7 protein-coding genes and 1 pseudogene are annotated in these 6,492 nt (G+C 58.8%); 6 read left to right on the top strand and 2 right to left on the bottom strand.

Annotation, left to right across the window (positions count from 1 at the left end; all coding sequences use genetic code 11):
- The 3 genes and pseudogenes from WB402_RS04765 to WB402_RS04775 all read left to right on the top strand — a co-directional run.
- Positions 1-200, top strand: a pseudogene (locus WB402_RS04765) (hypothetical protein); the annotation flags it as partial.
- Positions 190-405, top strand: a complete 216-nt coding sequence (locus WB402_RS04770; protein WP_424205775.1) for a hypothetical protein — start codon at positions 190-192, stop codon at positions 403-405. The pseudogene WB402_RS04765 and the gene WB402_RS04770, both read left to right, overlap by 11 nt.
- The gene (locus WB402_RS04775) at positions 392-922 is read left to right on the top strand and encodes a DUF3106 domain-containing protein (RefSeq protein ID WP_424205776.1); all 531 of its coding nucleotides are present in this window, start codon (positions 392-394) and stop codon (positions 920-922) included. The genes WB402_RS04770 and WB402_RS04775 overlap by 14 nt, the downstream gene beginning before the upstream one ends.
- A 69-nt stretch (positions 923-991) precedes the next feature.
- Here WB402_RS04775 and WB402_RS04780 read toward each other — a convergent pair whose 3' ends face one another.
- The gene (locus WB402_RS04780) at positions 992-1,330 is read right to left on the bottom strand and encodes a nucleotide pyrophosphohydrolase (RefSeq protein WP_424205777.1); all 339 of its coding nucleotides are present in this window, start codon (positions 1,328-1,330) and stop codon (positions 992-994) included.
- A 153-nt stretch (positions 1,331-1,483) separates the two neighbouring features.
- Positions 1,484-2,875, bottom strand: coding sequence for an argininosuccinate lyase (gene argH, locus WB402_RS04785; protein WP_424205778.1), 1,392 nt, complete (start codon positions 2,873-2,875; stop codon positions 1,484-1,486).
- A gap of 534 nt (positions 2,876-3,409) precedes the next feature.
- On the opposite strand from argH, the gene WB402_RS04790 reads away from it, so the two are divergent.
- The 3 genes from WB402_RS04790 to WB402_RS04800 are packed head-to-tail and all read left to right on the top strand — an operon-like array spanning position 3,410 to position 6,362.
- The gene (locus WB402_RS04790) at positions 3,410-4,462 is read left to right on the top strand and encodes a sensor histidine kinase (RefSeq protein ID WP_424205779.1); all 1,053 of its coding nucleotides are present in this window, start codon (positions 3,410-3,412) and stop codon (positions 4,460-4,462) included.
- Between the two features lie 2 nt (positions 4,463-4,464).
- Complete coding sequence (locus tag WB402_RS04795) at positions 4,465-5,619, top strand: sensor histidine kinase (RefSeq protein WP_424205780.1); 1,155 nt, start codon at positions 4,465-4,467, stop codon at positions 5,617-5,619.
- Complete coding sequence (locus WB402_RS04800) at positions 5,616-6,362, top strand: LytR/AlgR family response regulator transcription factor (protein WP_424205781.1); 747 nt, start codon at positions 5,616-5,618, stop codon at positions 6,360-6,362. The genes WB402_RS04795 and WB402_RS04800 overlap by 4 nt, the downstream gene beginning before the upstream one ends.
- Positions 6,363-6,492: the final 130 nt, after the last annotated feature.

Consider the following 6,492-nt stretch of genomic DNA (forward strand, 5'->3'; position numbering starts at 1 on the left):
GGCTTCTGCCGCTGGGCGGCTTCGCCACCGCCGCCATCGTGTTTGCCGTCGCTGGCCTGTTGTGGTTCTCCGCACCGAATCCGATTCTCTTGCAGCCAAATGTAAGCGACATTGAGTTGCTCACAGCGCAAGAGAACCCGGAATTTTTCGCCGATCTGGATTTTTACGATTGGCTGGACAACGACTCCGATGCCGGCTGAACTGCGTGCGGCCGGATTCATGCTGCTGATTTCATTGGCGGCCACCGCGGCGGAATCTCCGCCACCACCCGACATGAATTTGATTGAATTTCTCGGAAGTGTTGATGTTGACACGAAGAGCGCATCAGGAACGGAAGTCCTGAGCGCCATTGATACCGGATTACTCCCGGACTTGCCGGAGGAACCACCGCATGAAACTAAATAGAAGTTTGATCCTCAGTCTGCTGTTGTTATGGCCGGTCATGCTCTGGGCCGCGGACAGCAACACCCCCGCCGCCTGGAATCAGCTCAGCCCGGAAGAGCAGCAAATTCTCAAGCCGTTTCAGGAACGCTGGGACAGCTTGCCGCCGGAGCGACGCGAACACCTGCAACAAGGCGCGAAACGCTGGCAAACCATGACGCCCGAGCAACGCGAGCAGGCGCGCGAGCGATTCTCCCGCTGGCAGAAAATGACGCCAGAACAGCGCGAACAAGCGCGCAAACGCTATGAGCGCTTCCGCCAGTTACCGCCGGAACAGCAGGAACGCCTGCGCCAGCGGCACGCGTGGTTCAATAGTCTTCCGCCGGAGAAACGCGCCGAATTGCGCGAGAAGTGGCAGAAAATGACGCCGGAGCAACGTCAGGAATTCAAGGATAACTGGCGTCGAGAAAATGGTGGTCCGGCATTTGATCGCGGTATTTCACCGCGTCCGGATCGTCCGCAACGGATGGGACCGCGGTAAGGAAGGTTTAATGAACTAATATTGAACCGCCAAGACGCCAAGCATGATTCAAAATACGTAAAATAAGATTTATCTTTTATCTGCCTTTCCTTTCACTTCGTGCGCCGGATATTTCTTGGCGTTCAATTCAATCTTACGGCGGGCGGCGTCCATCAGGTCCACGCCGAGCAGGTCGGCCATGCGGTTGAGATAGATGAAGACATCCGCCATCTCCTGCCCGACTTCGTGCAGGGTTTTTTCGGGAAGCTTCTTGCTCTGCGCCTCGGTCAGCCACTGGAAATGCTCCACCAGCTCGGCAGCCTCGACGATCAACGCCATCGAGAGATTCTTGGGCGAATGAAATTGCTCCCAGTCGCGTTCGCGCGCGAATTCGCGCAGGCGATGTTTCAGGTCTTCGAGGGTATCCAAGACAAAATCTCCATGGAGCTGAAAGCGATCTAAGGAAACTCTGATCAGGTCCGTTCGTGGTGAGCCTGTCGAACCACGAACGGAAGAATCGCCTGTCATTTGTAGCATCTCCCGTTCACCTTTCGACAAGCTCAGGGCGAACGGGAAGTTAAACTACTTGCCGGGCCTGATGAGGCGCTTGCGGGCGCGCTTGACCGCCGCCTTGACCTGCGCCGGCGCGGTACCGCCGATATGGTTACGGGCATTTAGCGAACCTTCGACCGTCAGCACGCCGTACACGTCCTTGCCGATCACCGGACTCAGGCGCTTGAATTCTTCGAGGCCGAGCTGCGGCAGTTCGCGCTTGGTATCAATCGCCAGACGCACGGCCTTGCCCACGATCTCATGGGCATCACGAAAGGCCACACCCTTGCGCACCAGATAATCAGCCAGGTCGGTGGCGGTGGAAAAACCGCTGCCTGCAGCGCGCGCGAGGTTTTCGCGCTTGAGCCTCATGCCCGGAATCATGCCGGCGAAGACCCGCAGGCTGCCGAGCACCGTGTCGAGCGTGTCGAACACCGGCTCCTTGTCTTCCTGGTTGTCCTTGTTGTACGCCAGCGGCTGTGCCTTCATGAGCGTCAGCAGCGCGACCAGATGGCCATTGACGCGCCCGGTTTTGCCGCGCACCAGTTCCGGTACATCCGGATTCTTCTTTTGCGGCATGATGGACGAGCCGGTGCAGTAGGCATCCGACAGCTCGACGAAGCCGAACTGCGCGGACGACCACAGCACCAGTTCTTCGGACATGCGCGACAGGTGCGTCATGAGCAGTGCCGCGGCCGACACGAATTCAATGGCGAAGTCACGGTCGGAAACCGCGTCGAGCGAATTCTCCGCCGGCGCATCGAAGCCGAGCAGCTTCGCGGTGTAGGCGCGGTCGATGGGATAGCTCGTGCCGGCCAGCGCCGCGGCGCCGAGCGGCATGATGTTCACGCGCTTACGGCAATCCTGGAGACGCTGCGCGTCGCGCACGAGCATCTCGAACCACGCGAGCAGATGATGGCCGAAAGTCACCGGCTGCGCCGTCTGCAAATGCGTAAATCCCGGCGTGGGCGTGCCCGCCTCGCGCTCGGCGAGATCGAGGATGGCTGTTTGCAGTTGCGCAATGGCGTCGGACACGACGTCGATGCCGTCGCGCAGATAGAGACGCAGGTCGGTCGCGACCTGATCGTTGCGCGATCGGCCGGTGTGCAGTTTCTTGCCGACCTCGCCGATGCGCTCGATCAGACGCGCTTCGATGTTCATGTGCACGTCTTCGAGCGCCACGCTCCAGACGAACTTGTCGGCGTCGATTTCGGCTTCGATTTCTTTCAGCCCCTTGATGATCGCGTCGCGTTCTTTTTTCGTGAGCACGCCCACGCGCGCCAGCATCTGCGCGTGCGCGATCGAGCCCATGATGTCGTAGAGGTACAAGCGCCGGTCAAAAAATACCGAGGCCGTGAAGGTCTCGACGATGGCGTCGGTGGGTTCGGTGAAGCGCCCGCTCCAGGGTTTTTCTTTTGCCATGACCTTGTTCAGCGACAAGAATGCGTGATCGGGACAGAAAGGTTACGCTGGGTAGAGCAGCTCGCCAGCCGCCAAAACCTTGTCATGCTTGTGAAACTACCGGTTTCCGGCCCGCCCATCCGTGTCCATCCTACGATTATCGGCCGTTCGTTGTTACCGCGGTATAACCCAGCTATTTTTCACTATGTAGCACCTGGTTCGGACTCTCCTTTGTGCACCCCCACCCCGAATTCCGAACCAGGATTCTGCCCCCCGCCTCAAAACGGGGGGTTTTTTTTGGCTTTTAGCCACGCGGCAGAAAGTATACTTGAGAAGTCGCCCAAATGAACCGGTGTTTTTTGCCCGCGCGGGCGCCCATCAAGGCGCTGAAAAATATATAATTAAGCTATAAATGTACTAGGTGGGTACATCTGCCCTGTCATTCACCAACCGCCTGGTCCGAGAGGAGCATTATTCCGGCGCAAGCGCCGTCATATCCTGTCGTTTAACCGGGTCATGATGAACGCTTGAAAGTTGCACGTCAGAACGGATTCCATGTCCAACGCCAGCGTCGAGAATTCGCATCACGTCCCCGATTTCGGGACCTTCAGCATGCTGATTCGGTTCGTCATCCTGGCCGAATTGATCGCCATCATCATTACCATCGGGCGCAATACCGACTTCAACGAACAGGCCTGGCAGGATTTTTCGCTGCTGTCGCTATTTGCGGTGTCCATCGCGCTGTGCAGTTTCGTGGTGCTGAAAATTGCCTCGCCGCTGTTCAAGCGCGCCTCGACCGGAACCGGTTCGGTGCTGGCGGTGTTGCTGATACTGCTGGTCACCTCGCTAGGTACCGACGGCTTCATCTATCTGTTCCATAGTCTCGATCTGATCGACGACGGCATGCCGGCGTGGCGCGATTCGCTGCTGGTCCGCAGTCTCATGATCGCCGGCATCATCGGCGTGCTGGGGATACGCTACCTGATTCTGCAGCAGCGTTCGACGGTGGACGGCAAGCTTCAGCAGGAATCCAAACTCCAGGCGCTGCAATCGCGCATCCGCCCGCATTTTCTGTTCAACAGCCTGAACAGCGTCGCCTCGCTTACACGCAGTGACCCGCACAAGGCCGAGGCGGTGCTGCACGACCTCGCGGACCTGTTCCGCGTGCTGCTCGCGGATGCACGCAAACTAGTGCCCGTGACCGCCGAGCGCGAAATCTCGCGCCAGTACCTGGAAGTGGAGAAGATCCGTCTTGGCGACCGGCTGCAGGTGAAATGGAACGTGAGTAATATTCCGCGCTCCGCGTTGATGCCGGCACTAACCCTGCAACCGCTTTTGGAAAATGCCATCTATCATGGCATCGAACCGCGGTTTGCCGGCGGGACGATCAAGATCGAGATGTGGTCCGAAGGCGAGACGCTGAATATCATGATCAGCAATCCGTTACCGGACGTGCAAAAGGAGACACGCAGCAAGGGTAACAAGCTCGCGCAGGAAAATATTCGCCAGCGCCTGGCGACCCAATTCGGCAGCGCCGCCAGCATGCAGGTCATTCAGGAAGGCGGCCAGTATCACGTCAAGGTCAGAATGCCGATCATTCGGGGATGACAATGGAACTCACCGCCAAAAGCCGGTTATTCCTCGATCGACTCAGGGGACGCGCACGGGATATCGAGAAGAGTCTGGAGCGTCTGCTGCCGGCGGCTGAAACCTTGCCGGGCGAGAAAACCGAATTCCTGCCGAACTTCTGCACCGGCGAAGTGGTGTTCAACGTCGTGGTGGTCGCGGAAATGCTCGCCATCGTGATCAATCTGATCATCCCGCGCAATTTCCTGTCACCCACCGTGCTGCAGGACCTGCTGCTGATCTCGCTGTTCATCCAGTGGGTGGCCCTCGCGGGCACCGCCGTGCTGTGTTACACGCGTAAATACCTCAACCGCCTGCCCGACCTGCGCGCGTTGGTGATGGCCTACCTGTTGCTGCTGCTCACCACCTTCCTCGTGAGTGAGTGCACCGTATGGCTGCTGTGGGCTCTCGGCCGGATCCAGACCGCGCGCCCGGCGTGGTATACCGATTTCCATATCATCAATCTCACCATCAGCGCCATCATCAACGGGCTGCTTCTGCGATTGTTTCTCGCCAAGCACGAATTAACCCAGCGAACGCTGTCCGAGACGCGTGCCAAGTTGCAGGCGCTGCAATCGCGCATCCGCCCGCATTTTGTGTTCAACAGTCTGAACATCATATCCTCGCTGGTTCGCAGCGCGCCGAACAAGGCCGAGACCGCGATCGAGGACATGGCCGACCTGTTTCGCATGATGCTCTCGCAGGACGAAATGCTGGTGCCGGTCAAGAATGAAATCGACGTCGCGAAAAAATACCTCGCGCTCGAGGCGCTGCGCCTCGACAACCGGCTCGTGGTCAACTGGGACATCGGCAAGTTCCCGCGCAAGAGCGTTATGCCGGTGCTGACGCTGCAACCGCTGCTTGAGAACGCGATCCGTTACGGCATCGAGGAACTGCCGGCCGGTGGCGTCGTGGATGTGCGACTGTGGGAGGAGAACGACCGGATTTACATTCGGGTGGCGAACCCGCTTCCGAAAACCAAACCCAAGCAAACGAAATCGACACCGGGGCAATCGCTGGGCAACATACGCCAGCGCTTCCAGAGTCATTACGGCGAACAGGCCTCGCTCACGAGCGCCGAGGATGATGGTCTGTTTACTGTCACGGTGGTGTTGCCAACGCGCGGAGATAATTTATGAGAGTGCTGATCGTAGACGACGAAAAACTGGCGCGCGACCGTCTGCGCGAATTGCTGAACGACATCGGCGGCTACACCGTGGTCGGCGATGCCATGAACGGCGCCGAGGCGGTCGAAAAGGCCGCCGAGCTTAATCCCGACGTGCTGCTCATGGATATCCGCATGCCGGGCATGGACGGGCTCGAGGCCGCGATGCATCTCATGGGCATGGAAAATCCGCCGGCGGTGATTTTCACCACGGCCTACGACCAACACGCGCTTGACGCCTTCGACGTCAACGCCGTGGATTACCTGCTTAAACCGATTCGCAAGGATCGGCTGGCGAAGGCGCTGTCCAAGGCGCATAAACTCACGATGAAGCAGATCGACGAGATCACGCACGCGCGTCCCGAACCCATGGTGCGCACGCACATCAGCGTGCACCTGCGTGGCAACATTCGCCTCGTGCCGATACCGGATATTCTTTACTTTCTTGCCGACAGCAAATACGTCGTGATACGCACGCCGACGGAGGAACATCTGATCGAGGACTCGCTGGTGAATCTGGAGAAAGAGTTCGGCGATCGCTTCCTGCGCATCCATCGCAACGCGCTCGTGTTCACGGGCGCCATCAAGGGCATCGAGAAGAACCCGGCCGGCACCTGGCAGATCAGCCTCAAGGGATACGACAAGAAACTCGACGTCAGCCGCCGCCACACGGCGCAGGTGCGGCGCTGGGCGCGTAACCGGCCGATGAATGTTTGATTTAGTCGAGCGGCCTGCGGCCGCGTTCAAAAGCTAATTGCGGGTTGCTCCGCCCCGCACCCTGGGTGACTTTTGTTTCGGCAAAAGTCACCAAAACCACTCCCCCCGGAGCGCGCGACCCCTTCCTCCG

It is taken from the genome of Sulfuricaulis sp. (genome assembly GCF_049587675.1).
Classification (GTDB): Bacteria; Pseudomonadota; Gammaproteobacteria; order Acidiferrobacterales; family Sulfurifustaceae; genus Sulfuricaulis.

Excerpts from the sequence above, each read along its gene's own strand:
- WB402_RS04770 (WP_424205775.1), top strand. The coding sequence starts at position 190 with ATGCCGGCTGAACTGCGTGCGGCCGGATTCATGCTGCTGATTTCATTG.
- WB402_RS04775 (WP_424205776.1), top strand. The coding sequence starts at position 392 with ATGAAACTAAATAGAAGTTTGATCCTCAGTCTGCTGTTGTTATGGCCG.
- argH (WP_424205778.1), bottom strand. The coding sequence starts at position 2,875 with ATGGCAAAAGAAAAACCCTGGAGCGGGCGCTTCACCGAACCCACCGAC.
- WB402_RS04790 (WP_424205779.1), top strand. The coding sequence starts at position 3,410 with ATGTCCAACGCCAGCGTCGAGAATTCGCATCACGTCCCCGATTTCGGG.
- WB402_RS04795 (WP_424205780.1), top strand. The coding sequence starts at position 4,465 with ATGGAACTCACCGCCAAAAGCCGGTTATTCCTCGATCGACTCAGGGGA.
- WB402_RS04800 (WP_424205781.1), top strand. The coding sequence starts at position 5,616 with ATGAGAGTGCTGATCGTAGACGACGAAAAACTGGCGCGCGACCGTCTG.